We start from the raw sequence: 24,119 nt of genomic DNA on the forward strand, positions 1-24,119 counted from the left end.
CGTCACACCTTTCTAAAAGAGGGTCATCTGCGTTGTTTTCGGCATGGAGCCAAGCGCGCCGATCTGCTCGAGCAGCTCGACGACCGCCTTGGACGCCTTCGGGCACCGGACGATCAGCTCTTCTGCCGAGAGGAACTTACCGTTCTTTCTCTCCTCCACGATGCTGAGCGCCGCCTGCTCACCGATGCCCGGCATGGACGTAAACGGCGGAATCAAACCGGTTTCCGTCACGAGAAAGCGCGTTGCGTCCGATTTATAAACATCCATCGGCTCAAACGTAAATCCACGCCGGTAAAACTCGTGGCAGACCTCAAGGGTCGTCATCATATCCTTTTCCGCTGCTGAAATCGTCTTATCGCGCTCCTTCTGGCGCAGTTCGGACATTTTATCCAGACAAACCTTATCGCCCTTGATCATACAGGACGCATCAAAGCCTTTCGCGCGGATGGAAAAGTACGCCGAATAGAACGCGAGCGGACGGTGCACCTTGAACCACGCGATACGGAACGCCATCATGACATACGCGACCGCGTGCGCCTTCGGGAACATATACTTGATCTTCTTGCACGAGTCGATGTACCACTCGGGCACATGCTGCTCGTTCATGGCGGCTTCCATTTCCTCGGTCAGTCCCTTACCCTTTCGGACGGACTCCATCGTCTTGAACGACAGCTTGGGCTTGACGCCCTGCAGGATCAGGTAGTTCATAATATCGTCTCGGCAGCAGATACAGCCGGACAGCGGAATGCCCTTGCGGACCAGCTCTGCGGCATTGCCGAGCCAAACATCCGTGCCGTGCGACAGACCGGAAATCGAAACCAGCTCCGCGAACGTGGACGGGTGCGTCTCCTTGACCATGCCGCGCACGAACTTGGTGCCGAACTCGGGCACCGCCACACAGCCGAGGTCACCGAGGATCGGGTCGGTATCCGGGTTTTCGCCCTTGTACTTAAGCGCCTTGCATGAGTGAAACAGGCTCATGGTCTCCGGGTCGTCGAGCGGAATCTCCTGCGCGTTTACGCCGGTGAGGTTCTCCAGATGCTTGATGATGGTCGGATCATCGTGTCCCAGCTCGTCCAGCTTCAAGAGGTTCGCGTCAATGGAGTGATACTCGAAATGGGTGGTGATGATGTCGGAATCCGGGTCATCTGCCGGATGCTGAATCGGACAGACGTCGTAAATCTCAATCTCCTTGGGCACAACGACAACGCCGCCCGGGTGCTGACCCGAGGTACGGCGCACGCCCGTGCAGCCTGCGGCAAGGCGGTTTTCCTCCGCGCGGGAGCACTCAACGCCGCGCTCCTCCATGTACTTTTTGACATAACCGAACGCGGTTTTTTCGGCAACCGTGCCGATGGTGCCCGCTCGGAACACATGGTCGTGTCCGAAGATCTCGCCGGTGTACCAGTGAATGCGCGACTGATACTCGCCCGCAAAGTTCAGGTCGATATCCGGCACCTTGTCGCCCTCGAAGCCGAGGAAGGTCTCGAACGGAATGTTGAAGCCCTGTTTGGTGAGCGGCTTGCCGCAGTTCGGGCAAATCTTATCGGGCAGATCGACACCGCAGGAGTAATCCTCGTGCCACTCGAGATATTTGTCGTCCGGGCACAGATAGTGCGGGGCGAGCGAATTTACCTCGGTGATATCCGACATGAACGCCGCGAGCGACGAGCCGACCGAACCACGCGAGCCAACCAGATAGCCGTCCGCGAGCGACTTGGTAACCAGCTTCTGCGCGATGATGTACATAACCGCATAGCCGTTGCCGATGATGGAGCCAAGCTCACGGTCAAGCCGCGCCTGCACCGGCTCGGGCAGCGGATCGCCGTAGATACGCTTAGCCTTTTCATAGCACATGTTGCGCAGGTCGTCCTCACAGCCGTCGATGTGCGGCGGGTAGTTTTCCCTCGGCACCGGACGAATCACGTCACACATGTCGGCGATCATGTTGGTGTTCTTCACGACCACCTCATACGCCCGGTCCTCACCGAGATAGGAAAATTCCTTCAGCATTTCATCCGTGCTCTTAAAGTACAGCGGCGCCTGATTGTCCGCATCGGAGAAACCCTGACCCGCCATCAGAATACGGCGGAACGCCTCGTCCTCGGGCTCGAGGAAGTGTACGTCACCGGTGGCGCAGCACGGTTTCCCCAATTCATCCGCCAGACGGAGAATATCGCGGTTCCAGTCGCGCAGCTGCTCCTCGTCCTTCGCCATACCCTTTGCGATCATGAAGTTGTTGTTGCCGATCGGCTGAATCTCCAGATAGTCGTAAAACGACGCCAGCCGCTTGATCTCCTCCCACGGCTCGCCCTTGGTCAGCGCGCGGAACACCTCGCCCGCCTCACACGCCGAGCCGAAAATCAGTCCCTCACGGTGACGGATGAGTTCGCTGCGCGGCATAATGGGGCGCTTGTTGTAATATTCCAGAAAGCTCTTGGAAATCAGCTGATACAGGTTTCGCAGTCCCGCCTGATTCTTCACCAAAATGATAAAGTGATAGCGCGGCAGGTTTTTCAGCTTGTTCTTGCGGTCGGTCGTCGCCGCCAGCACCGGATTGATATCCGCAGTCGTAACCGCGTGCATCTCCTCCCTGAGCCTTTTCAGCAGCTTGACGTAAATGCGGCCGAGCACGGCGGCATCCTCGCTCGCGCGGTGGTGCTCGAACGGGCCGACCTGCAGCTCCTTCGCCAGAATGTTCAGCTTGAACTTGTGCATGTGCGGCAGCATCAGGCGGCTCATCTCGAGGGTATCAATGCTTGTAAACTCCCGCTCGATACCCAGTCTCTGGCAGGCCGTCCGCAGGAAGCCCATATCGAAGCCTGCGTTGTGCGCCACGAGCGGGTACTGTCCCTCGCCTGCCCATGCGAGGAATTCCGGCACGGCTTTGTCGAGGTCGGGCGCGTCCGCTACCGTCTCGTCCGAAATGCCGGTCAGCTCGGTGATTTCCGGCGGAATCGGCTTGTGCGGGTTGACATAGGTCTGGAAGGAATCGCGAATCTCGCCCTCCACAACGCGCACAGCGGCAATCTCGGTAATTTCCTCGCTCGCCGGATTGAGTCCGGTGGTCTCCAGGTCGAACACGATGAACGTGCCGTCGAGCGGCTCGGCGCTCCTGCCGCGCACGACCGAAATGCTGTTCTCGTCATTGATGTAGTACGCCTCGATGCCATAAACAATCTTCATGTCACCGATGATGTCCTTCTGCTTGCCCTCCTGCGCGTGCAGCGCTTCGGGGAACGCCTGCGCCACACCGTGGTCGGTGATCGCCATCGCGCGGTGTCCCCACTTAGCGGCGCGGCACAGCAGAGACGCGGTGCTGCTCATGCCGTCCATCGCGCTCATGTTGGTGTGCAGATGGAGCTCCACGCGCTTCATGCCCTCGTAGGTGTCCTTTCGCTCCGGCTTTTTCGCCTTGACGATGCCGGTCGGCTCGAGCACCATCTCCTTGGCAAAGGTGTCATACACCATCTTGCCCTGCACGGTGCAGTAGAGTCCCTTCTTGATTTTAGATGCCGTATCGCCCGCTTTGTCCGCCGCAAGGAACTTGGAAACGCGCACGGAATTGGTGCGGTCGGTCATATCAAACGCAATCTTGACGTAATCCTTGCCGGTTTTCTTGCTGTGGATGTCCTTGCTGTCGGTGAAGAACACCTCGCCCTGAATCGTCACCATATCATAGGCGGCAATCGCCTCGTTGACCGAAACAATGGGGTCCTGAATCAGCTTGCCGAAGATGAGGTCGTCCTCGCGCACCTTCTCGGCGCGCGGGCGCTGATAGCCGGTATGCTGCTGCGGCGCCGGACGCGGCTTTTTCGGCTTGGGCGTTTCCGCCGCGGCTGCCGCCGCCTGCTCCACAGCCTTGTGCAGAATTTCCTCGCGGCTCTCCTCCTGCTCGGGTGCGGGTGCAAAATCCTGTGCATCCGCGCGGACCGCGTGCACCGGACAGCTTCTCCCCAGTTCCCGCTGAATACGCGCCTCCAGATGCCGCAGTGCGTTTGCGAAATGCTTTTCGCTCACCTCGTCCATCGGGATCTGGAGCGCACCGTCCGCAAATTCCCACTTGGTGTGGTCGAGCAGACCCTTGGCTGACGGCATGCGGTACGCCATGTCGTCATACAGCGACTTGATGTACGCGTTCGACAGCTCACCCGGCATGTTGTAGCGCGGCTCGATCATCACGCGGTCAAGACCGTAGGTGTCCGCGATCTGCTTTTCCGCCTTGGCAATCACCTTGCGGCTGACAACCTCGTGCAGACCGAGTTCCACGACCATCACCGTGTTATTATCCCCAAATGCCAGAGAACGCACCTCGCCTGCGGCAAGGTGCTTCTCCTCATTTACACATTTGCAGTTTTGAAAAATATCAATCAGCTTTCCAGCCACGATTATTCTCCTTCATAATGTGCGATTTCGTCCATCAGTGCATCCACAAGCTGCTCCTGCGGCACCTTTTTGATGATCTCGCCGCGGCGGAAGATCAGACCGACGCCGTCGCCGCCCGCAATGCCGAGATCGGCTTCACGCGCTTCGCCGGGACCGTTTACCACGCAGCCCATAACAGCTACCTTCATCTTCTTGCCGCGAATGCTCTGGCAGCGCTGCTCAACCTCTTTGGCAATGTCGATGAGATTGATGCGCGTGCGGCCGCAGGTCGGGCAGGAAACCACGTTGATGCCCTCTTCCGCTCTGCCGACAGCCTTGAGAATCGCCTTTGCCGCGTAGACCTCCTTGACCGGATCATCGGTCAGGCTCACGCGGATGGTGTCGCCTACGCCGAGCGCCAGCAGGCCGCCGATGCCGGCAGCCGACTTGATCGTGCCCATGTACTCAGTGCCCGCCTCGGTCACGCCGAGATGCAGCGGATAATCGGTCTTTTCGCTCGCCAGCAGGTAGGCCTGCATGGTGTTCGGCACCGAGGATGACTTGATTGAAATGCAGATGTCGTCAAAATCGCAGTCGTTCAGCAGACCGACGTGATAGAGCGCGCTCTCGACCATCGCCTCGGGCGTCGGCCCGCCGAATTTCTCGAGAATGTGCTTCTCGACCGAGCCGGAGTTTACGCCGATGCGGATTGGCAGATGGCGTTCCTTTGCCGCCTTCACGACTGCCTGTACGCGGTCCGCGCCGCCGATGTTGCCCGGATTCAGGCGAATCTTGTCCACGCCGGACTCAATCGCCGCCAGCGCGAGACGGTAGTCAAAATGAATGTCCGCAACCACCGGCAGCGGCGAGCCGGCGCAGATTTCGCGCAGCGCCTCCGCCGCCTGCATATCCGGCACGGCACAGCGAACAATGTCGCAGCCCGCGTCCGCCAGTGCGCGAATCTGCGCCAGAGTAGCCTTCGCGTCGCGCGTGTCCGTGTTGGTCATGGACTGCACCGCGATGGGCGCGCCGCCGCCAACCAATACGTCCCTTATCTTGATTTGCTTTGTTATTTTCATAGCTCTAACCTCTCACAAATGGAAAATGGAGAATTGTGGTATCACGCTTTGCGCGATGATTGCATAACGGCGCTATGCGCCGCACATTCATTTTCCATTTTCCATTCTCAATTCTCAATTACTGCGCATAAAAATGCGCAGTACGTCCTGCCCGGTCACATACACCATCAGCATAAGCAGAAGCATGAGTCCTGCCGCGTGCACATAGCCCTCGTATTTGGGCGGCACAGGCTTGCGGCGAATACCCTCGATGATGAGGAACACGAGCCGACCGCCGTCCAGTGCAGGCAGCGGTAGCAGGTTCATCACGCCGAGGTTGATCGAGATAAATGCCACAAGCTGGAAGAACGAGATCATGCTGTACTTGGCGGTATCCGCCATGACCTCGGCCACGCCGACCGGACCGGAAAGCTGATCCACACCGACCTGTCCGCTGACGAGCATGCCCACGCTCGACCAGACGAGCCGCGCGTAGTTGACGGCGGTGCGCACGCTCATGCTGAGGTGCATGCCAAGGCTGTCGGGCAGCTCCGCAAAGGTGATGCCAATGCGCTTATTGCCGTTCGCGTCCGTGACCGCTGCTTCGAGCTTGACCGCTAGCAGCGTTACCTTTTCGCCGTTGCGGCGCACGGTAATTTCATGCGTGGTCGAACCGGTGCGCGCAAGCGCGGTATCGAAATCCGTCCGCACGAGGATGTGGTAGCCGTCGATTTTCAGAATTTCGTCGCCTGCCTCCAGACCGCCGTCTGCGGCGGCGGTGCTCGCCGGATTGACCTCGCTGATGGTGGAGACGATATAGCCGCCGTTCGGTCCGTTCGGACGCATGACCGCCAGCACGATAAGGAATCCCACAAGGAAATTCATCAGCGCGCCCGCGCACACGATGAGCATGCGGCGCGGCAGCTTCGCCTTGCCGAAGGCGTGCTCATTTTCACTTTCACCGTCCTCGCCCTCCATAACGCACGCGCCGCCGAACGGCAGCAGCTTGAGACAGTACAGCGTGCCGTGGTACTCGTGCTTGAGGAGGGTCGGACCCATGCCGATCCAGAATTCGTTGACCTGCACACCGCCGCGCTTGGCGGTGATGAAATGTCCGAACTCATGCACGATGACCAGCACACCGAAGGCAAGGATTGCCAGAATGATTTGCAGCAAAGCGTAGCTCCTTTCGGTCAGCCGAGCACGATCTCGCGCGCGGCTTTGTCCGCCGCCAGAACGTCGTCCAGCGTGATGTCCTTCTTGCATGGAATGGTATCGAGTGCGTATGCAACGCGCTCTGCGATGTCGGTAAAGCCGATCTTACCGTTCAAAAACAGACCGACTGCGGCCTCATTTGCACCGTTGAGCACAGCGCCGCGGTCGCCCTTGAGGGAGGCGGCGTGCTTGGCGAGGTTCAGCGCCGGAAACGCCTCATAGTCGGGTGCGTAGAACGTCAGCTTTGCGACCTCCGCGAGCGACATGCGCGGCACCTTGCACGGCATACGCTGCGGCCATGTCAGCGCCAGCTGGATCGGCAGACGCATATCCGGCAGACCGAGCTGCGCGATTACCGCTCCGTCCGCAAACTCCACCGCCGAGTGCACGATGCTCTCGCGGTGGACGACAATTTCGATGTCCTCCGGCGGCAGATCATACAGCCACATGGCTTCGATCAGCTCCAGACCCTTGTTCATCATAGTCGCAGAGTCGATCGTGATTTTTGCACCCATACTCCAGTTCGGGTGTGCAAGCGCCTGTCCGCGCGTCATGCCGCGCATTTCCTCGAACTTTTTGCCGAAGAACGGACCGCCGGACGCGGTCAGCAGGATTTTGTCGATCGGGTTGCCGTTTGCCGCCTGCACGCACTGGAAGATAGCCGAATGCTCGGAATCCACCGGCAGGATGCGCACGCCGTACTGCTTTGCAGCGCTCATCACCAGACCACCCGCACACACGAGCGTCTCCTTGTTCGCCAGTGCAATGTCCTTGCCCGCCTTGATGGCCGCCATCGTCGGCAGCAGGCCGACCATGCCGACAACCGCCGTTACCACGATGTCCGCGCCGCTCTCGGCGGCACAGGCGATCAGACCGTCCATACCGGTCAAAACCTCAATATCGGTGTCTGCCAGCTTGATTTTCAGCTCCCTGGCTGCGTTTTCATCCATCGCGCAGACCATTTTCGGATGCAGGGCACGCGCCTGCTCCTCCAATAAGTTTATGCGCCGGTTGGTCGTCAATGCGACGACTTCGGCGTCGATCGAAGGCAGAATATCGACCGTTTGCGTGCCGATCGAACCCGTTGAACCTAAAATCGCAATCTTCTTCATTATTTTTCTCCTGTTAAACGATTTGGATAATGGAGAATTGAAAATGGAGAATGGAGAATTATGGAACCGCCCTGCGGGCGGAATTAAATCATCGCGCTCTGCGCGATACATTCATTTTCCATTTTCCATTCTCCATTCTCAATTTACATCACCAGATAATACGGAACAGTAATTCGGCGAAAGGCGCTACGAACAGCACACTGTCGAAACGGTCCAGCACACCGCCATGTCCCGGAAAAATATGTCCGTAATCCTTAATGCCGGTCTGGCGCTTGATGACCGAGAACGACAGGTCGCCGATCTCGCCAAGCACCGCGCCGACTGCACCGAGCACGACCGCCGACCAGAGCGGCATTTCAAGGTCAAGCGTCCGGTTCATAATCACAGCCGCGATGAGCACGAGGACAGCACCGCCGACCACGCCGCCGACGGCACCCTCTACCGTCTTTTTCGGGCTGACGACCGGCGCCAGCTTATGCTTGCCGAACAGCATGCCCGAGAACAGAGCGCAGGTGTCCGCGCCCCAGGCAGCAAGCAGCGGCAGCAGCACGATGAACGAACCGTGGTGGTAGTGCATCTGGAAAATGCGCAGCAGGCTGAGCAGCAGGTACGGCACGGCAAGTCCGCCGAAAAACGCCCACGAAACCTGCGAAGCCTTCATGACGTCGTGATATTTCAGCTCAATCGCAAACGAACCGAACAGCAGCACCAGCACCAGGCCCTGCATCACGCTCTCGAGCCGCAGCGGCAGGATGCTGAAATGACCGACAGCCAGTCCCAGCGAGACGGCCATTGCGAGCAGCAGTTCCAAGTGGTTGCGCACCAGTTTTGTCGAGCCGAGCACCTCATAGGTGGCGAACACGCACAGCGCCGCCACGACAAGCTCCAGCACGATCGGCGGGAACACATACAGCGCCAGCAGCACAAAGGCAAAGCCGAACACGCCAAACAATACTCTTGCTTTCATACGTTTATCACCCTAATTGGATATTATACGCCGCCGAAACGACGGTTTCTGTTGTTAAAATTGTCGATTGCCGCATCCAGATCGGTAGTTTTGAAATCCGGCCACAGCACATCGGTGAAGTAGTACTCCGAGTAGGCAGACTGCCACAGCAGGAAGTTGGACGTGCGGATCTCGCCCGAAGGACGGATGATGAGGTCGGGATCGGGCATATGCGCAGTGTACAGGTTGGCGGTGATGGTATCCTCAGTGATATCCTCAGGTGCCAGCTCTCCGTTTTTCACCCGCTGCGCGATGGCACGGACGGCGTTTTTGATCTCGTCACGGCCGCCGTAGTTGATGCACAGCGAGGCTGTTGCCGCGTCCGGACCAAGCCGATCGGCAATCTCGTCCACCTCCGCGATCTGCGCGCGGATATCCTCCGGCAGAACAGTCAGGTCGCCCAGCACGCGCACGGCTACGCCGCGCTCGAACATGGTTTCCGCCGCTTCCTTCAGATAGGAGCGGAACAGGTTCATCAGCGCATCGACTTCATCCTGCGGACGCTTCCAGTTTTCGGTAGAGAATGCATAGACCGTGAAATACTGCACGCCAATGTCCTTGCAGTAGGTGGCAATGGTGCGGAACGTCTCCGCGCCGACCTTGTGACCGGCCTTGCGCGGCAGACCGCGTTTCTTGGCCCAGCGGCCGTTGCCGTCCATGATGACCGCAATATGACGCGGCACCGGACGGTTTTCGGGCGCGTTTTCCTTCTTTTTTCGTGTGAACAGACCCAACCTGTTTCCTCCCTGTTTATCCCTCTTGCGGCAGGTTTTCCTGCCAATTTCATGCAAAAGGGCGACGAATCCGCCGCCCCCAATGTCGCTTCGCTCCTCGACCGAAAACACGTTTTCGGTCGATCGGAACGTACCGAGCATACGCTCGGATACGTCCTGCGAGCACATCTGCGCGCCGCTTTGCGGCACACAGCTATGCTCCCTTGTGTAAAAAGCGAGATACATGCTCCCGCTTTTTACGGATTTTCTGCGAAAATCCGATTTCATGCCGCTGCAGGCAGCGGACTTCCCCCTGGATTAAACTTCTGCGAGTTCTTTAGACTTTTTCGCTACCATAGCATCAACTTCCTTGACGTATTTGTCAGTCAGCTTCTGCATCTTGTCCTCGCCGTCGTGCAGCTCGTCCTCGGTGATCTCGCTCTTCTTCTGCGCTGCCTTGAACTTGTCCAGTGCATCGCGGCGGATGTTGCGGAGAGCGACCTTTGCCTCCTCACCGGTCTTGGAAACGCCCTTGATAAGCTCCTTGCGGCGCTCCTCGGTCAGCGGCGGGAAGTTCAGACGGATCTGCTTGCCGTCGTTCTGCGGGTTGATGCCGAGGTCGGAGACCTGGATCGCCTTCTCGATGGCCTTGAGCACCGAGCCGTCCCACGGCTGGATGGCCAGCGTGCGCGGGTCGGGCGTAGAGATTGCCGCAACCTGATTCAGCGGGGTCGGTGCACCGTAATACTCAACGGTGATCTTATCGAGAACCGCCGGGTTTGCGCGGCCTGCGCGGACTGCTGCCAGCTCCTTGGAGAGCACGTCCAGCGTTTTCTGCATTTTTGCCTCGTGGGACTTGATCTGTTCCTTCATTATTTTACCTCCTCAACGATCGTGCCGATCTTTTCGCCGTTAACAGCGCGGTGAATATTTTCGGGGTCGGAAAGCGCGAATACCAGAATCGGGATATGGTTATCCATGGACAGCGAGGTTGCCGTGGAATCCATAACGCCGAGGCCCTGATTGAGCACATCCATGTAACTCAGGTGGTCGTACTTCTTGGCATCCGGGTTGACAGCCGGGTCAGAATCGTACACGCCGTCTACGTTCTTTGCCAGCAGGATAACATCCGCGCCGATCTCTGCCGCACGCAGAACCGCTGCGGTGTCGGTCGAGAAGAACGGGCAGCCGGTGCCGCAGCCGAAGATAACGACACGGCCCTTTTCCAGATGGCGGGTCGCGCGAGAACGGATGTACGGCTCAGCGATCTTGTTCATCTCGATAGCAGTCTGCACGCGAACGTCCACGCCGCGCTGCTCCAGTGCATCCTGCAGAGCCAGTGCGTTGATGGTGGTTGCCAGCATGCCCATGTGGTCCGCGCGGGTGCGCTCCATCTTACCGCCGCCGTCCTTTACGCCGCGCCAGAAGTTGCCGCCGCCGACAACAATGCCGATCTCGCAGCCCTCTTCGTTGCATTTTTTGATCACATCGCATACCGGACCGATGACATCAAAGTTCAGGCCGAAATGCTTATCGCCCGCAAGGGCTTCGCCGCTGATCTTGATCAGTACGCGCTTATATTTCTGTGCTTCCATGCTCCACACTCCTTATTCTATTCCTGTTTACTATTCTACCCTATTTTCGGAGAATTTGCAACGATTTATATAGTGTTATATAGCGGCAATTTCTATTGATAACAGGCAGATTGTAAATCAGGGATCAGGAATCAGGAGTCAGGAATGAACGCGGCTTTCCGGCGGATGCGATGATGGTAAACGCTCGGCATGCGTATACCTGCAGGGGAACACATCACGCTCCCCTGCAATGCCGTATCAAAGCAAAAACCGCCCTGAAAGGCGGTTTTATTGAGAGGTTTCGCTGCCGCATGTTATAATGCACGCGGGAACAGTTACATATTAGCGGTCAGACCCTCTTTTCCTTCCCGCAGTCTGCGGATTCCCTGAAAACAAAAACCGAGGGCAAATGCCCTCGGTTTCGTGTTTTATCGCGCGATATGCGAAGAATTACTTCTTCAGAACAACCTCGCCGCCCAGACCGGTGTGTGCAGTGATGTACTCACGGCCCATCTTAGCGTACTCGAACGGATTAGCCTTAGCCGGATCCTGCTCTGCCTCTACCATGATCCAGCCGGTGTAGCCAGCCTTGTCAAGCAGATCGAATACAGCGTCGAACTCTACGCAGCCGTCCGGATCGCCCGGTACGGTGAATGCGCCTGCGCGAACTGCATCCAGGAAGGACCAGTGCTCAGCGCGAGCCTTCTCAACCAGCGGCATGCGCATGTTCTTCAGATGAACGTGGCCAACACGGTCAGCAAACTTCTCGAGCATCTTTACCGGATCCTCGCCAGCGAAAGTGAAGTGGCCGGTATCGAAGCACAGGAATACATACTTCGGGTCGGTGTTCTCCATCAGGCGGGTAGTCTCCTCAACGGTCTGGCATACGGTGCCCATGTGATGATGGAAGCAGGTGCGGATGCCGTACTTCTCCATGGACAGCTTGCCCAGCTTGTTCAGGCCGGTGGTGAAGCGATCCCACTCCTCGTCAGTCAGAACGCGCTTCTTGTCGTCCAGAACCGGCGTATCGAGCTGACCCTGAATAGAACCGGACTGCTCGGATACGTTGATAGCGGTAGCGCCAACGTAGGACAGGTAATCCAGCTCCTTGATGAACTCAGCCTCTACCTCTTCGTACGGCTTGTCAACCAGGAAAGAGGAGAACCACTTGGAAGCGATGGTCAGGTTGCGGGCGTCCAGCATGTGCTTGAGGACGGTCTTGTCCTCCGGATACTTGTGACCTACTTCGCAGCCGTCAAAACCAGCGAGCTTCATCTCAGAGATGCACTGCTGGAAGGTGTTCTCGTCGCCGAGATCCCACATATCATCATTGGACCAGCCGATCGGGCAGATACCCAGTCTTACTTTCTTCGGATCTAACATAGTTATTCCCTCCATAATCTTCTCTCTGCGTCTGCGCAGAACAAACGCATTTTTGTTATTCTTATTGTACCCTTATGCACTGTAAATGTCAAACGCATTTTTTCACAAAGCCGAGTTGTGCAATCCGCTGTTTTTGTCATTCCGCGAACTTGTGCGTGTGCGTGCACGCACTTTTGCGCAAAAACCGCGCGAGATTGTTCCCGCGCGGTTGATTTTGTCTTATCTGTAACTTTTCGTCTGCTGCGCTCAGATACGGGCCACACCGGAATCGCGGGCAGCCTGTGCAACGGCATCGGCTACCGAACGGATGACCTTTTTGTCGAACGCCATCGGCATGATATACTCCGCATTCAGCTCCTCATCGGAAACGCAGGCCGCGATCGCCTTAGCCGCTGCCAGCTTCATCTCTTCGTTGATGTCGCTTGCGCGAACATCGAGTGCGCCACGGAAAATGCCCGGGAACGCAAGCACGTTGTTGATCTGGTTCGGGTAGTCCGAACGGCCGGTGCCGACAACGGCAGCGCCGCCCTTCTTGGCGTCCTCCGGCCAGATTTCGGGCACCGGATTTGCCATAGCAAATACCATCGGGTCCTTTGCCATGGTGGAGACCATCTCGGCAGTAAGCACCTGCGGAGCAGACATGCCGAAGAATACGTCCGCACCCTTGACAGCATCGGCCAGCGTGCCGGTCATGTGCTCGCGGTTGGTGACCTTGGCCATCTCCTGCTGTGCCGGATTCAGACGCTCATCGCCCTCGCAGACGATGCCGAAGCGCTCAACCATCGTGATGTGCTTGACGCCGAGGAACATCAGGAACTTGGTAACGGCGATAGCAGCCGCGCCGCAGCCGTTGACGACCATCTTGATCTCATCCACCTTGCGGCCGGTCAGACGGCAGGCGTTGAGCAGAGCCGCACCGCAGCAGACAGCCGTGCCGTGCTGGTCATCGTGGAATACCGGAATGTCGCAGACCTCCTTGAGTCGGCGCTCGATCTCAAAGCAGCGCGGAGCCGCGATATCCTCGAGGTTGATGCCGCCGAACGAGCCGGAGATCAGCTGAATGGTGCGTACAATCTCGTCCACATCCTTGGAAGCCACACAGAGCGGGAACGCGTCCACGTCAGCGAACGCCTTGAACAGCGCGCACTTGCCCTCCATGACCGGCATGCCGGCAATCGGACCGATATCGCCCAGACCGAGCACCGCGGTGCCGTCCGTGATGACCGCAACCAGATTGTGACGGCGCGTATAGGTGTAGCTGAGAGACGGATCGTCCTTGATCTTGAGGCACGGCTCGGCAACACCCGGCGTGTACGCGATCGACAGATCGTCCTTGCTGTTTACCTCACAGCGAGCTACGACCTCAATCTTGCCGCCCCATTTTTCGTGTGCCTGCAGTGCGCGTTCCTTAACGTCCATGTTCTGTTCCTCCGTTATCGTTCTTGTTCCGTTCGACGGAAAGAGTTTTCTATCTTACCTTATTATACAGAGTAGAAATGCGTTCGTAAAGGGGTAGTTTGTACAAAGAGCGGGAAGTAATTGAGAACGGAGAATGGAGGATGGAGGATGAACGTGATGATTTATCGTTTTTCCCTGTTTTTCCTATTATCATAAAGGTACACCGCAGGGTGCGACAAGGTGAATTGCCCAAAGGGCAAAAGAAGGTGCCCTGGGGTACGACCTCGGCGCACCGCATCTAACGATTAGTACATGTTACCCCCGTAGGGGAGCACATTGTGCTCCCACACAACGTAAAATCAAACGGTTCTTGGGCGAACAATGTTCGCCCCTACGGTTAGGTCTGTGCAGACGGGTTACAGACGGTGCGCCGAGTCGTCGCACCCTACGATTTAGATTTTATGTGTAATGTAACAACATGAAGAAGGTTAAACTCCTCATGCTCTTCACTCTCAACTCTTCACTCTACTTGCAGCATTGTTTCGCCACCAGCTTCGGCAAGAGGAACATGGCCGCGCAGCCGGAGAACACCGCCGACACGACATCGGACAGCGGCTCGGAAAACATAACGGCCGTTGCCCCGAAAATCGGCGGCAGAACGAACACGCTGACGAGGAAAATACCCTTGCGGAGCATGGAAAACGTCAGTCCCCATTTGACAAGGCCCATGCCGGTCATGCCGTCCACGAACGGGTACTGGATGGTCAGTCCGAGCACGCCGAGCGAGTAGGTGCGGATCATATATGCCGCCATATCAATATACGCCGGGTCTTTGGTGAAAATTTTGACAAAAGCGCCCGAGACCGTCTGCGCGAGCAGGAACATGATGCCGCAGAACACGAGGCACAGCAGCACAATGCACCGAAACGCCTTCATGACGCGTTTTTCGTCGCACGCGCCGTAGTTATAGCCGAGAATAGACTGCGTGCCCGCCGTAATTCCGCCGAGCGGCATGGTGATGACGAGCATGAAGCTCTGCATGATGGCGGCACACGCGATGAGCATATCGCTGTCTGCGCCGCCGTATTTTCGCAGCATGACGTTGATGGAGATGAGCAGCACGTTATCAAGCGCGATGATGAGCGCAGGCGACAGACCGACCTGCACGATACGGCGCATCCAGCCGAAATTGACCGGCTGACGGGTAATGCGGACGGCGGCTCTGTCACTCATCAGAAAACGCAGGATATACACCGTCGAGCACGCCTGCGACAGCACGGTCGCAAGAGCGGCTCCGCGCACGCCCATGTGCAGCGCAAAAATGAACACCGGGTCAAGTGCGATATTTACGGCCGCTCCGAGCATAACCGACCGCATTGCGGTACCGGAAAATCCCTGACTCATTGTAATTTGATTGAGTCCGTAGCTCAGCAATGCGAACACAGTGCCGGAAACGTAGGTCGTAAAATACGCCTGCGCGTAATCCCACAGGAGCTCGCTGCACCCGAACGCGAACAGGATCTGCCGCTTGAAAATAAGCAGCGGCATGGTCGCCAGCACGCTCAGCGCCAGCAATAGGTAGAAGCTGTTCGTGATGATCTGCCGTGCGCCGTCCATGTCGCGCCGCCCCATGCGGATGCTCATCAGCGGTCCGCCGCCGAAGCCGATGAGCGCACCGATGGCGGTAATCATGGTCACCACAGGCGCGCACACGCCGACACCGGCCAGCGCCGCATCGCCCGCACCCGCGATGTGGCCGACGTACATGCGATCGACCACGCTGTATAGAATATTGACAAACTGTGCCAGCATGGCCGGTATGGCAAGCTGCAGAACCAGCTTGCCGACCGGTGCTGTGCCCAGTGGGCTGTCTGTTTGGGACATGGTTCCCTCCCCTTTCTGCTCCCTCTATTATAGTGAAATTCGCGGTTGGCGTAAAGAGAAAAATGCCCTGACAAGAGGTCAGGGCATTGCATGTTTTATTTAGGAATGCTGTCGTCATATACGAATGTTGCCGTAATGGCATCCGCATAGATGCAGTTTTTCAATTCTTCGCTGCTATCTGGTTCGATAAACGCATTGATATCTACCGTGTGCGTTGCTCCATCCGTGTTGAACACACGCACAACAAGCGGTATCTCTACATCGACTGCTAAATCGTCGATTGGCTTCTCCTGTCCCGCGACAGCCACTGTCAGGTTGTCCGTTGGCAGTTTGCTCAGCTCGGACGAATCTCCATACTGGGTCGAAGCGCCGCCACGCGGGAACGTCATCTCAATATCATACGCCGCATTGATTGTATCGGCATCATGCCGGAAAATGATTTTGCCGGTGCCGTTATTCAGACCCATGCCATACACACCGATAGGTTTGTCCATGTTCTGCCACGCATTGCCATCCCATGTGTAGCTGTTGAATGTTATTCCGTTGGCTTCTGTGTTGTTGCCGGAAAAATGATACTCTACAACCGCACCCGATTGTTTCTCTGTCGTAGCCTGCTCCACCGGCGTGATGGAAATCGTGTTATCCGCCGGCTGTGTCTTTGCCTGTCCGCACCCGCTCAAAATTCCCATAAGAGCCAGCGCCAGTCCTGCTATGTACCGTTTTTTCATGTGGTACACCTCCTTTTATTGTTGTGGTTTCAGCATTTACATTTCATAGCAGAAAATTACAGTGTACGCTTCCGCATACACGCTTTCCTGTACGGCTTTGCTGTTTTCCGGTTCCAAAAACGCATCAATAGATACCGGAATGATCGTACCGTCCGTGCGGAACACACGCACGAGCAACGGAATTTCCGTGTCGACTGCCAAGTCATTGACAGGTTCCTCCCATGCAGCAACAGTTGCCGTCAATCCCTCCATCGGCAGACTGTTTCTCTCAGGCGAATCCATAACCTGTGCATATCCGCCAAGCTGTGGCGAATCCATTCCAATCTTATAGTTCGCATTCGCCGCATCGCCGTCACGCTCGAATTTGATCGTGCCCTTGCCGCTGCCCAGTGTCGCCGAACAACGCAACCCAAACGTGGCATCCTCATCTTTCTGCCATGTGCTGCCATCCCATATATAACAGCCAAACAATACGCCCTCGGCTTCGCTCCTGTGGCCGGAAAAATTATACTCAATCAGTCTGCCACTCTGGTCTGCGGTCGTTTCCTCCACCGGTGTAAGGCTGATTGTGTTGTCTGCCGCCGGCTGTCCGCACACGCTCAAAATCCCCACAAGAGCCAGTGCAAGTCCTGCTATGTACCGTTTTTTCATGCAGTACACCTCCTCCTTTTACTGTTGTGCTTACAGTGTAGCAGATTTGGGTGATATTGTCTATTTCCAGACCATGCAAAATCTGCGTTTGCTTCTGTGCAAAGTAACGACAAAAAAGCGTTCCGACATACGTCGGAACGCTTTTCGATGCAATTTTACTTCGCGTATCTGCGAGGAAGATTAGCCGTTCTTGCGAGCAATAGCCTTCTTAGCAGCCTCTACGATGTGAGCAGCGGTCAGACCGTACTCCTCGCGCAGGAAGGACTCAGCGCCTACCTGGCCGAAGCGATCCTCAACGCCTACCATCTCCATCGGAACCGGGTTGTTCTTGATAACAACGTTAGCAACAGCAGAACCCAGACCAACCTTTACCTGATGGTTCTCAGCGGTTACGATAGCGCCGCACTCAGCAGCGGAATCGAGGATGAGCTGCTCGTCGAGCGGCTTCCAGGTGAACATATCGATAACCTTGGCAGAAATACCCTCAGCAGCCAGCTGCTCCTGAGCCTTCAGTGCCTCGTCTACCATGATGCCGGAAGCGATGATAGCTACGTCCTTGCCTTCCTTCAGGGTAACGCCCTTGCCAATCTCGAAGTCAGAGCCATCGCCGTAAACGGTGGTGAAGCCCTTACGGATCATACGCATGTAGGAGAACTTGCCGGATGCTGCCAGCTTCTTGGTCAGGCAGTTGATCTGAGCGAAGTCAACCGGGTCGATAACAACTGCTTCCGGTACGGACATGTACAGAGCGCAGTCCTCGAACGGCATATGGGTACCACCGTTGTATGCAGCGCATACGCCGGGGTCGGAACCGATAACGTGTACCGGCAGCTTAGCGTAAGCTGCGGACATGAATGCCTGGTCAAATGCACGGCGGGAAGCGAAGCAGCCGAAGGAGTGCATGAATACGGTGCGGCCGGTAGCAGCCAGACCTGCAGCAACGCCCATAGCGTTAGCCTCTGCGATACCTGCGTTTACGGTCTGCTCCGGGAAAGCCTTAGCCAGCTTGCCGGTATTGATGCAGTTCTCGAGGTCGCAGTCAACATGCATAACCTTGCTGTCCTTCTCCATCAGGTCCAGCATAGCGGTAACGTAACCGTCACGGTTGTTACGAGAATCCTTCTCGTGCTTGCCAATCAAAGTAAAGCTCATGTTCAATACCCTCCCTTACTGTGCCTTGATCTCAGCGAGCTTCTTCTCAGCAGCAGCAATGGCTTCATCCCACTGCTCCTTAGTCGGCTGAGAGGAGTGCGCGCCAGTGCCTTCAGCAAAGGTGGCGCCCAGGCCCTTAACGGTGTTCAGGACGATGCAAGTCGGTACGCCCTTGGTGTCGTAAGCGAGCTGAACAGCGTCGTAGATCTGCTCTACGTCATTGCCGTCCTGCAGCTCGATAACGTTCCAGCCAAATGCTGCGAACTTAGCACCGATGCCCTTGCCGTGGCTCATAACCTTGTCAACAGCACCGTCGAGCTGGTACTTGTTGTCGTCTACGAAGCAAACGAGGTTGTCCAGCTTGTAGTGAGCTGCGAACTGAGCAGCCTCCCAAACCTGGCCCTCATCGCACTCGCCGTCGCCAACGAATACGAATACATGGCTGTCGCGGCCGTCGAGCTTGTTGCCCAGAGCAGCACCGGTAGCGGTGGACATGCCCTGACCGAGAGAACCGGTCGTCAGGTCAACACCGGGGGTCTTGGTACGGTCGGTATGGGACGGGAAGTTGGTGTGCGGCTGATTGAGGGTATAAGCGTCCTCAACCGGGTAGAAACCCTTCAGACCGAGGGTAGCGTACATAGCCGGACCAGCGTGGCCCTTGGACAGTACGCACCAGTCACGATCTTCCCAATGCGGGTTCTTCGGATCAACCTTCATTACTTCGCCGTACAGAACTGCCAGCGCATCAATAACGGACATTGCACCCGGAACGTGGCCGAAGCCAAGCGAACCGACGGTCTTCAGGGTCTCCACACGGATTTCCTGAGCAAATACACGAAGCTCCTGCATCTTTTCTGCTTTCTGCATTGCATACACCTGCCTAATTCAAAATATAATTTTCTCTCCGCGGAACAGGTTCCAGCGTACAGCGGCACAATGCCACTGTTTTACGAATACAAGTGTATCACCAAACCGCCGAAATTTCAACCGAAATTCCTGCATTTGTTCGCAAAATTCCAATTTCATTCAAACGCCTTATAAAAAATATCCAATTTATTTCGAGTAAAATTAGGTAATTTGTTGGTTATCTGCTGGTTATATGTATTTATTTTGTTGGTAAACCTCTTGCAAACGGTGAAAAATATATTTTCAAAAGGGGTATCCCGCCCTGTTTCCGCCGTTTATCTGCGTATCTCTTCCCCCGAAGACGGGTTGCCGCTCCTCTCCCCGCTCACTGCCAGAAATTATTTTCGAGAGGCGGTTTTACGGATTTCGCTTACTTTTCATCGTCCTTCACCGAGGGTTTTCATGTATTTTCGACCTTTTTCGCCAAATCCATGCCGTTTTACCATTCTTCGGAGCGGTGGACATCTGGTTACAAATTTGATAAACTAAAGAAAACATTATGGATACATTCGGATACTACTGGGCGGATATATTATATAGTGGGAGCTGTGAATATGAAAGTCAGCCGTCTCAATTCGATAGAGCAATATGTCATCTCGCGCGAGACCGTCAGCATTGACGAGCTGTGCGAGGTTTTTGGCGTGTCCAAGAATACCATCCGCCGCGACCTGAACGAGCTTGAGCAGCGCGGCCACATCACCAAGGTATACGGCGGCGTGACCGCTACGGTTCCCTCGGGTGCCGTGCCGACGCCCATCCGTTCGGGTCTTAACCAGATCGACAAGTCTCTCATCGGCCGTCTGGCCGCCGAGGAGGTCGCGGACGGTGATACCATTTTTATCGACTCCGGCACGACCACCCTGTGTCTGCTGCGGTTTCTCGTGGCAAAAAAGCGGATTACGATCATTACCCACTCGCTCGGTGCGCTGAGCGAGGCCTCCAAGTACGATAACCTCAATATTATCTCGCTCGGCGGCATTTACAGCCCGACTACGGATTCGTTTGTCGGCCTGTCCGCGATCGAAGCGCTGTCCTCCATGCGTATTAACAAGGCGTTCATGGGCGCGACCGGCGTGTCGCTGACCGCAGGCATGACCAATACCACCTTCCTTGAAGCCGAGATCAAGCGTGCCGTTGTCCACCGCGCGGATAACATCTACGGCATGGTCGATTCGTCCAAGATCGGCAAGGAAGCGATCGTCACGTTCTGCCACCTCAAGGACCTGACCGCCTTCATCACCGACTGCGAACCGCCGAAGGAGTACGTTGATCTGTGCAATGCAGAAAACGTAAAGCTGAGATATGAGTAACATAAAGGGAGCAAATCTTTCGATTTGCTCCCTTTTATTTTTCCAAACGTATCATCTTAGCAGCTCGCACGTCAGTGCATATTCAATAGAATTTGCCGTGCAAATTCATAAAAACCGGGAGCATGTATCTCGATTTTTATACCCTAAGAGGGAGAAAGTTTCCGCATGGGAACTTTCGGACGACTTTGGAACGGCCTACGGTCCGTTCCTGCTTGTCGGCGGAACTGTAGTTCCGCGACAGCCTCGTAAAGGGAGCAAATCACACGATTTGCTCCCTTTTATTTATTCAGGAACCAGACACCGGCATTGAGATACGCCGCGTATATCAGCCAGGCCAAGTACGGCACAAGAAGCCATCCCGCCTGCTTGTCAATACGGTAAAACGCCCTTGCGGTGACAAGCACAAGCGCCAGCAGAAGAATCAGCCACCAGAACGCCGTTCCGTACAGTCCAACGCGAAAAAACAGCAGCGGCCACACAAAATTCACTGCAAGCTGCGTGTAATACAGCGCGAGTGCGTTCTTATGCTCTGGCGAGCCGGACTGCCGCACGCGCAGACTCGCCCAGCCCATGAGCACATAGAGAATCGTCCACGCAATGGGGAATATCCACGCCGGCGGTGCAAGCGGCGGCTGCACCAGCGCCGCATACTGCGACATGCTGCCCATCGTCAGCCATGCCGCAAGTCCGCCGACCGCCAGAGGCAGTGCGAAGCTGAAAATCTTCATTTTCCGTCCCTCCCGTTCCTATTTATATGGAGCGAGAGGGATTTTATGCATTTACAGCTCTCTTTTTCGGTAAATGCCCACACCGATGCGCCAGCATACCGCGTACACGATAGCACCGACAATCACCAGTCCGCCGAAGAACACCGCAAGCTGTCCGACCGGCCAGCTGTCCATGCCGCCGACCGCCTGCACAAGTTTATTGAATGCCGGATGCTTTTTGACAACGGTCAGCAGGAGGATCGGCACCCACACCACGCCAATGAGTAAATACCGACCGCGCTCCGGACCAAACCGTAAAACGAGTACAATTTCAATACCCATCAGCGTCAGGCCGACCGCCTCACAGGCCAGCATGCCCATCATATCCTCCGCCATCGCATCACCGCCGAAGGCATTCATGCCAGCAATGCATATCATGCCCAGTGCCGCAACCGTCAGATTGACCAGCAGGCTGATTGCAAATTTGCTGCTCACCACATCGCGCCGAGAGACCGGAAGCGACAGACTCAGCTTATCCCATCCGTAGGCATAATCGCTGCTCATAAGCGTTGCGGGCACCATAAGCGACAGCATGCACAGCATAGCCGGCACAAACGACAGCCCGTTTCCGGAGACGATCGAGGCCAGCGCAATTACAACTGCTGCGATCACCATTGCCTTCATCGACCGGCGCAGATTCATCCAGTCCGCATACAGCATTGCTTTCATCTTGCGTCCTCCCCTCTCGTCAGAAACAGCATGATCTGTTCGATGTTGACCGGCTCGACCGACCAGTTTGCCGGTACGCCGTCGCGTCTTACCAAGGCCTCACAGCCGAACGCACCCACGCGCTTTGCCCGCACGGCGGACGGGTCAAGGGCGTCCAGCTGATCGGCGGTGCAGCGCAGTATACCGCAGGTGTCGAGCAGTTCATCGCGCGGCTCGCTCAGCAGCACCTCTCCCTTGTGAATGAAGGTGATCTCGTCCGCGATTTTGTCCAGATCGCTCGTGATGTGGCTGGACAGCAGGATTGCGTGATTTTCGTCCTGCATGAAGTCGTACAGCAGATCGAGTACCTCATCCCGCACGACCGGGTCAAGACCGCTCGTCGGCTCGTCAAGCAGCAGCAGCTCCGCGCCATGCGACAGCGCCGCCGCGATATTCAGCTTGGTTTTCATGCCCTTGGAGTAGTCCCTGATAGCCTTCTCTCGGTCAATGCCGAATTTTTCGATGTACAACGCAAACTGCTCCGCATTCCAGTTTTTGTACGCTCTGCCGAGCAGCATGCTCACCTGTGCGGCGCTCATCGCGCTCGGGAAACCGCCATTCTCGAGCACCACGCCGATTTTTTCACGGACGGACGGGTTCGAGCCGTGTTCCCCCAGCACGGTAATCTCGCCGCTGTCCGGCCGGATGAGGTCGAGCACCGCCTTGATGGTGGTGGTCTTGCCCGCACCGTTTTCTCCTATTAAACCCATTACCGTGCCTCTCGGCAGGGTAAATCCCACATTGCGGAGCGCAAAGCCGCCGTATTTCTTGCAGACGCCGTGCAGCTCCAGTGCATTCTCTCTCATAATCCTTCCTCCTCAAACAGTGTCCGTGCCAGCTCTGCGAACTCGTCCGCAGACAGTCCGGCCAGTCTTGCCGCCTGCACAGCGTCCGTCAGGTGGTCTTCCACCGTGCGAAGCTGCGCTTCCCGCAAACGTTCGCTGCTGACCGGTGCAACAAAGCTGCCGCGTCCGGTCTGGCTGGTGATAAGGCCCTCGCGCTCAAGCTCCTCATACGCACGCTTGGTCGTGATAACGCTGATGCGCAGCTCCTTCGCCAGCAGGCGCATAGACGGCAGCGCCTCCCCCGGCTGCAGCTCTCCGCCGAGGATTTTCGCCTTGATCTGACGTGTGATCTGCTCGTAGATCGGCGTGCTGTCCATATTGGATACTATAATGTCCATGCCGTCCCTCCCTCTTTTATTGTATATACTCATTATATACAATATGAGCAATATGTCAAGGGATAGATTTCCACCAGACGCGATTTTTCACAAACGAAGCGGTTTGAGAGACGGCGGTTTTTCACACGCTCAACGCAAAGCACAATTCCCGCCGAAAAATTTTATAGTATTTTCATACAAACTGCCGAACATTTTTTCTTGCATTTCGACGAAAATCACGCTATACTGTAATTGTTCAAAGAAAGTGCTTAAAAACAGCACAAACGCTGCAAAACGCAGCTTTACTAATTGACTATCTCTCTTTTTTCCTTTCTTTTTTACTCTTTTCTTCTTTGTGATCGAATCACACCTCCCGATCACAGCAAAGCAGGCTCGGTTTTATCCGAGCCTGTTTTGTTTTTGTCTGAAATTTTTTGGGCACCCATTTTTCGACAGAGACTTGGCTGGACCCCTGAACCGCGCAGGCGGTTCACCCTGTCCGGGCATCTCCTTTCTGCACCGGCTTGTGGGGCACGCGAGTTGCGTTAGCAATACGCCCTGTCCGGGCGGGAAGATTTTCGCTGAACCTCAGCGGAGAGCTGCGCTCTGCGGAGCGCGTAAGATTGCCGCGTCCGCGGCGGGGATAAAAAGGAAGGGACACCTGCGGTTTCCCTTCCTCTTTGAACTCCTGCCTTTCCCCTATTTCTTAGCCCGGCGAAAATCAGAGAGCGGCGACCGCTTCGAAAATGGGGTACGGCAGAAGATTTTTTCTTCCGTAGGGGCGGCCATTGGCCGCCCCTTTCCCCACCTCTACGCAATGCCAGATTCCCTACTGCTACACATACGGTTTACTCTACGCAGGCGCGGCTAATCGTGCCGCGCAACTCGCTGCCGCGTTGCCGCAGACGGCACCTGCGAATTTTTCTGTGCGAATACGCTTTATCTGATATTCTCTCCACTCTTCACTCTACTGCTGAATTTACACACAAAAAAGAACCCGAAGCCAAGGCTTCGGGTTCTTTGCGTC

The 24,119-nt window shown here is 56.2% G+C and carries 20 protein-coding genes; 1 reads left to right on the forward strand and 19 read right to left on the reverse strand.

The window, feature by feature from the left end:
• Positions 1–12 precede the first annotated feature (12 nt).
• The 15 genes from C7386_RS05125 to C7386_RS05195 all read right to left on the reverse strand — a co-directional run bounded on the left by C7386_RS05125 (position 13) and on the right by C7386_RS05195 (position 19,106).
• Positions 13–4,386, reverse strand: a complete 4,374-nt coding sequence (locus tag C7386_RS05125) for a PolC-type DNA polymerase III (RefSeq protein WP_318261190.1) — start codon at positions 4,384–4,386, stop codon at positions 13–15.
• 2 nt (positions 4,387–4,388) lie between these two features.
• Positions 4,389–5,444 (reverse strand): flavodoxin-dependent (E)-4-hydroxy-3-methylbut-2-enyl-diphosphate synthase, encoded by a 1,056-nt coding sequence (ispG, locus tag C7386_RS05130; protein WP_116704963.1) that lies wholly within the window; start codon positions 5,442–5,444, stop codon positions 4,389–4,391.
• Positions 5,445–5,558: 114 nt separating this feature from the next.
• Positions 5,559–6,599 carry an RIP metalloprotease RseP gene (rseP, locus tag C7386_RS05135; protein ID WP_165815470.1) on the reverse strand — a complete coding sequence of 347 codons (1,041 nt, stop codon included), beginning with the start codon at positions 6,597–6,599 and terminating at the stop codon, positions 5,559–5,561.
• Between the two features lie 17 nt (positions 6,600–6,616).
• Positions 6,617–7,750 (reverse strand): 1-deoxy-D-xylulose-5-phosphate reductoisomerase, encoded by a 1,134-nt coding sequence (locus C7386_RS05140; RefSeq protein WP_116704965.1) that lies wholly within the window; start codon positions 7,748–7,750, stop codon positions 6,617–6,619.
• A gap of 148 nt (positions 7,751–7,898) precedes the next feature.
• Positions 7,899–8,717 carry a phosphatidate cytidylyltransferase gene (locus C7386_RS05145; protein WP_110436481.1) on the reverse strand — a complete coding sequence of 273 codons (819 nt, stop codon included), beginning with the start codon at positions 8,715–8,717 and terminating at the stop codon, positions 7,899–7,901.
• A gap of 23 nt (positions 8,718–8,740) precedes the next feature.
• The gene (gene uppS / locus C7386_RS05150) at positions 8,741–9,415 is read right to left on the reverse strand and encodes a polyprenyl diphosphate synthase (protein WP_252197265.1); all 675 of its coding nucleotides are present in this window, start codon (positions 9,413–9,415) and stop codon (positions 8,741–8,743) included.
• A 372-nt stretch (positions 9,416–9,787) separates the two neighbouring features.
• Positions 9,788–10,342 carry a ribosome recycling factor gene (gene frr / locus C7386_RS05155; protein WP_110436480.1) on the reverse strand — a complete coding sequence of 185 codons (555 nt, stop codon included), beginning with the start codon at positions 10,340–10,342 and terminating at the stop codon, positions 9,788–9,790.
• Positions 10,342–11,064, reverse strand: coding sequence for a UMP kinase (pyrH, locus tag C7386_RS05160; RefSeq protein WP_110436479.1), 723 nt, complete (start codon positions 11,062–11,064; stop codon positions 10,342–10,344). The genes frr and pyrH overlap by 1 nt, the downstream gene beginning before the upstream one ends.
• Before the next feature lie 429 nt (positions 11,065–11,493).
• The gene (gene iolE, locus C7386_RS05165; RefSeq protein ID WP_110436478.1) at positions 11,494–12,426 is read right to left on the reverse strand and encodes a myo-inosose-2 dehydratase; all 933 of its coding nucleotides are present in this window, start codon (positions 12,424–12,426) and stop codon (positions 11,494–11,496) included.
• Between the two features lie 246 nt (positions 12,427–12,672).
• Entirely contained in the window at positions 12,673–13,845 is a 1,173-nt protein-coding gene (locus C7386_RS05170; RefSeq protein ID WP_116704966.1) for an NAD(P)-dependent malic enzyme, read from the reverse strand.
• 504 nt (positions 13,846–14,349) lie between these two features.
• On the reverse strand, positions 14,350–15,708 hold the full coding sequence (locus C7386_RS05175; RefSeq protein WP_116704967.1) for an MATE family efflux transporter: 1,359 nt from the start codon (positions 15,706–15,708) through the stop codon (positions 14,350–14,352).
• A gap of 95 nt (positions 15,709–15,803) precedes the next feature.
• Positions 15,804–16,436 carry a hypothetical protein gene (locus C7386_RS05180; RefSeq protein WP_110436475.1) on the reverse strand — a complete coding sequence of 211 codons (633 nt, stop codon included), beginning with the start codon at positions 16,434–16,436 and terminating at the stop codon, positions 15,804–15,806.
• Between the two features lie 36 nt (positions 16,437–16,472).
• On the reverse strand, positions 16,473–17,087 hold the full coding sequence (locus C7386_RS05185) for a hypothetical protein (RefSeq protein ID WP_110436474.1): 615 nt from the start codon (positions 17,085–17,087) through the stop codon (positions 16,473–16,475).
• A gap of 180 nt (positions 17,088–17,267) precedes the next feature.
• Entirely contained in the window at positions 17,268–18,239 is a 972-nt protein-coding gene (locus C7386_RS05190; RefSeq protein WP_110436473.1) for a transketolase family protein, read from the reverse strand.
• Positions 18,240–18,254: 15 nt separating this feature from the next.
• Positions 18,255–19,106, reverse strand: coding sequence for a transketolase (locus C7386_RS05195; RefSeq protein WP_110436472.1), 852 nt, complete (start codon positions 19,104–19,106; stop codon positions 18,255–18,257).
• Positions 19,107–19,699: 593 nt separating this feature from the next.
• On the opposite strand from C7386_RS05195, the gene C7386_RS05200 reads away from it, so the two are divergent.
• On the forward strand, positions 19,700–20,455 hold the full coding sequence (locus C7386_RS05200) for a DeoR/GlpR family DNA-binding transcription regulator (RefSeq protein WP_110436471.1): 756 nt from the start codon (positions 19,700–19,702) through the stop codon (positions 20,453–20,455).
• Positions 20,456–20,733: 278 nt separating this feature from the next.
• Here C7386_RS05200 and C7386_RS05205 read toward each other — a convergent pair whose 3' ends face one another.
• The 4 genes from C7386_RS05205 to C7386_RS05220 are packed head-to-tail and all read right to left on the reverse strand — an operon-like array spanning position 20,734 to position 23,113.
• On the reverse strand, positions 20,734–21,183 hold the full coding sequence (locus C7386_RS05205) for a TspO/MBR family protein (RefSeq protein ID WP_110436470.1): 450 nt from the start codon (positions 21,181–21,183) through the stop codon (positions 20,734–20,736).
• Between the two features lie 51 nt (positions 21,184–21,234).
• The gene (locus tag C7386_RS05210; RefSeq protein ID WP_110436469.1) at positions 21,235–21,891 is read right to left on the reverse strand and encodes an ABC-2 transporter permease; all 657 of its coding nucleotides are present in this window, start codon (positions 21,889–21,891) and stop codon (positions 21,235–21,237) included.
• On the reverse strand, positions 21,888–22,736 hold the full coding sequence (locus tag C7386_RS05215) for an ABC transporter ATP-binding protein (RefSeq protein WP_110436468.1): 849 nt from the start codon (positions 22,734–22,736) through the stop codon (positions 21,888–21,890). Before C7386_RS05215 ends, C7386_RS05210 begins: the two co-directional genes overlap by 4 nt.
• Complete coding sequence (locus tag C7386_RS05220; RefSeq protein WP_110436467.1) at positions 22,733–23,113, reverse strand: GntR family transcriptional regulator; 381 nt, start codon at positions 23,111–23,113, stop codon at positions 22,733–22,735. The genes C7386_RS05215 and C7386_RS05220 overlap by 4 nt, the downstream gene beginning before the upstream one ends.
• Positions 23,114–24,119: the final 1,006 nt, after the last annotated feature.

The sequence above is a fragment of the Agathobaculum butyriciproducens genome (genome assembly GCA_003096535.1).
Lineage (GTDB): Bacteria > Bacillota > Clostridia > Oscillospirales > Butyricicoccaceae > Agathobaculum > Agathobaculum butyriciproducens.